The organism is Nostoc flagelliforme FACHB-838, assembly GCF_014698065.1.
In the GTDB taxonomy this organism is placed as follows: Bacteria; Cyanobacteriota; Cyanobacteriia; order Cyanobacteriales; family Nostocaceae; genus Nostoc; species Nostoc flagelliforme_B.
This window is the reverse complement of the sequence record NZ_JACJSI010000557.1, coordinates 1-3,134: the sequence shown is the minus strand read 5'-3', so window position 1 is coordinate 3,134 and position 3,134 is coordinate 1. Positions and strand designations below refer to the sequence as shown.

Sequence of the window (3,134 nt, the reverse complement as noted above, 5' to 3'; positions counted from 1 at the left end):
TGGAGCTAACCGTGCCACACTAGGTTCCTTTGTTTTCAGCCTAAACTGCTTTGACTCTACTTTCTTAGTTTCTCACAATAATGCTTGGTTTATTTCCGCCGTGCTGTACTAGTCTGTTTACCAGTGAACCCCAGATATTTGTTGCACAAGTGCTGGCACTTGCTCCTGATTAGATGTGCTGGATGGAATAAAAAGTTAGAAAATTGCTTTAGCTTTGTTTTGTCGCAGTTCTTTTACGCTTAGTGAGTGAATGAGCAGCCAATGCGCCAAACCCTATAAGCGTAGTACCTAGTACCGTACTTGGTTCGCTCACCTTTGCCACAACTTCAATTCTTAAAACTTGCCCTTGTTTTGCACGATCACCTTTGTTTGAGACATAAATAGCACCGTCAGGCCCAATAGTTAAAGCACTAGCTGACTCTAACCCATTACCGCTAAGTAACGTTGTCCGAGTTCCATCAGGAGCTATTTGAATAAGCGAGGCATCTAGATTGTTTCTATAAAATGGTTGGTTAGCAAATTGTAAAGCATACAAATTGCCATTCGTATCGAAACTTAAGTCAGTTAGTTGTGTAAAACCATCAGCATAAACTGTTGTTTGACCATCTGCTCCAACACGAAATATGCTAGCTTTACCTTCAGGAATAGGTATACCTGTCAATTGACTAATATATAAAGCTTTGTCAGGGCCAATGGCAACAGCTGTGGGTACTGCTTGATATTTAATCTCTTGCGTAGGAGTAGTTAAAGTTTGCTCTGGAAATGTAACAAGTGTCTTTAAATTGCTGCCATCAAGTTTTACACTTAACACATCGTTTGCAGCTGCATTGGCAATATAAGCAGTATTGCCTTCAATAATAAAAGAGTAAGGATTGCTAAGTGCATTTCCATTAGGTAAGGCTTCATTAGGATTTTTAGCAAATTCATAACTAGAAATATCAGCAATACTTGTAAATCTACCACTGTTAAAATCGACTTTATATAACGCTCCCCATTTTGGAGAATTTAACAGGGTATTATCATAATTAACATTGGGAACAGAACCAAACAGAATATAAGCATTTCCAAAGTTATCAAATTGGATATCGTTAGTGCCAATTCCTTGACCTTGATTGGATGACAGTGCGTAAGATGGTAAATTTGTGAGAATCCGCTCTTGCTTACCATCTTTAATTCTTGTTACAGCACCACTCTTACCAACACAAGCTTGCTCAGTTGGCATAGTTATTGATGCACTACATAGTTGATCGCCTCCTACACCTGCTTCTGTAACATAGAGACTGCCGTCAGGACTAAAGCTAAGACCACGTACATTATCAAGACCATCAGCAACGACAGTAAATGACGCAGCTAGGACTGGTTTGATTCCAGAAACAACAGCAATACCAACAGTGATGAACACAAAGCGTATTGCAGATTTAGAAAGTAAAGATAAAGACATTGGGCAATCCAAATATGTAGACGTTTATTTAGTATTCATGTTGACTAATCATTGCTAAACCTAGTAGTCTGCCAACCCTGTATTGCTGGATGGAGACAACCAGGGGCGGATGTAGAGGAAAGAAGAATCTCACTGCAATTTCTCTGTTCTGCTCATACTATCCCTAGTAGTTCGCCAAGTGAATACAAGTTGTCCTGTAAAAAAAACAAATTTAATATTTGAAGTCTAAAAAACTAAGCCAAGCATAATTTAACTGCTGATAATTTATAGTATATTAGGTATGATTGCAATGAAAAATCTTTTGATAAACTTGTCAATTTTTTATGTTTACAGTATCTAGCCGTTGGATGTGTAGAAATTTTGGTGTAAGTCAAAATTGCTTTAGCTTATAACCGAGTTTATTGCTTATAGGGAGCATCCCCTTTTTGCAGAAAGACTGATTCATGAGTGTAGATGCAAAGAACACAATAATTACTCAAATCATAGGCATGACCTTCAAAGAAAAATAACGGTTACAAGCAGCAGTAAAATAAATTGCGATAATACTGTATAAAATATATCAAACTCTTACGGGTATGAAGACTGGTTTCCTAATCCATTAAAACCTCTTCCTTAATTAGAGGAAAGAAAGATTTAGGTAGTGCTAGAAGCACACCCATACAAGCTGCGGGTCAGTCAGTTTGGTAATTGTGGACTATGTGCAGTTGATTGAACCAAGAAGAAAAAAGCGGGATGGTGAAAACCGGGTACAAGAAATCGACTCCATCTTGAAACAACTCAGGGCGAACGCTAAACAACTCAATAAGTATCTGACAAATTCTGAACATGAAATCGAGATGATCATGTTCCAAGTTGAAACAGTTCCGACGAAGTGAAAATCGTTTTCTATGCAAAATAGGAAGCTGAGAATGATTAAATTTACCAACACCTTTTGTAACAATGGGCGACTCTTGCTTTAATCAACTAGCCACTGCATTAACAAGTAACCTATCGATATAAACCGAAAAGTCCCAAATAACATCACCCATGTTACTGCCATCAGGATAAAACTTAACCACTTATTATTGTGGTAAAATTTCCGCGCTTGCCAAATAATAAATGTCAAATTTGTAGACAATGAAACCGCTATTATATTAGCTAAAAATAACCAATGCTCTCTCACTTTTCTCCGGCATCGGCGGACTCTGCCACCACGGAATATCAGCCGCAGGTCTATCTCACAAATTCCGAGTCCAGCAAATTGTCGAAATCTCCCCTTATTCTCAATCACAATTGCGCCATGAACAACCAGGAATTCCAATCCACGCAGATATCACCAATTACCATTGCCAAGAATCAATTCGCAATTCGCAATTCGCAATTATTAACTAGGAGTAAAAGAAATGAATCAAAAAATTAGTATTGCTGATAGAACGAAAGCTTTGGCAATAAGAATAGTTAAAGCTTGTACTTTTTTAGATGAAAAACCCGGAGTTTGTCGAACATTATCAAAACAGTTACTCCGAAGTGGTACTTCTATAGGTGCAAACGTTAAAGAAGCTCAATCTGCCCAATCTGATAAAGATTTTCTGAGCAAATTATTGGACTTTGGACAAAAAGAAGTAGTTCGCGGAAACAATACGAACAAGCGAATAATTAATCTTGTTTATAGTTACCAGAAGAAAAAAAGCATAGCCACCAGATCCCCAACGAG

The 3,134-nt window shown here is 37.7% G+C and carries 3 protein-coding genes; 2 read left to right on the top strand and 1 reads right to left on the bottom strand.

Annotation, left to right across the window (positions count from 1 at the left end):
* Positions 1 to 208: 208 nt before the first annotated feature.
* Positions 209 to 1,441: a ScyD/ScyE family protein gene (locus H6G97_RS48685; protein WP_190947462.1), complete on the bottom strand. Its 1,233-nt coding sequence runs from the start codon at positions 1,439 to 1,441 to the stop codon at positions 209 to 211.
* Between the two features lie 680 nt (positions 1,442 to 2,121).
* Between H6G97_RS48685 and H6G97_RS48680 the strand changes: the two genes are divergently transcribed.
* The gene (locus H6G97_RS48680; protein WP_190947461.1) at positions 2,122 to 2,316 is read left to right on the top strand and encodes a DnaB-like helicase C-terminal domain-containing protein; all 195 of its coding nucleotides are present in this window, start codon (positions 2,122 to 2,124) and stop codon (positions 2,314 to 2,316) included.
* Between the two features lie 507 nt (positions 2,317 to 2,823).
* The coding region (locus tag H6G97_RS54395) for a four helix bundle protein (RefSeq protein WP_242056149.1) at positions 2,824 to 3,134 on the top strand (311 nt) is incomplete at its 3' end.

Bases quoted from the DNA above. Each gene is read 5' to 3' on its own strand.
- H6G97_RS48685 (WP_190947462.1), bottom strand. From the start codon at position 1,441: ATGTCTTTATCTTTACTTTCTAAATCTGCAATACGCTTTGTGTTCATC.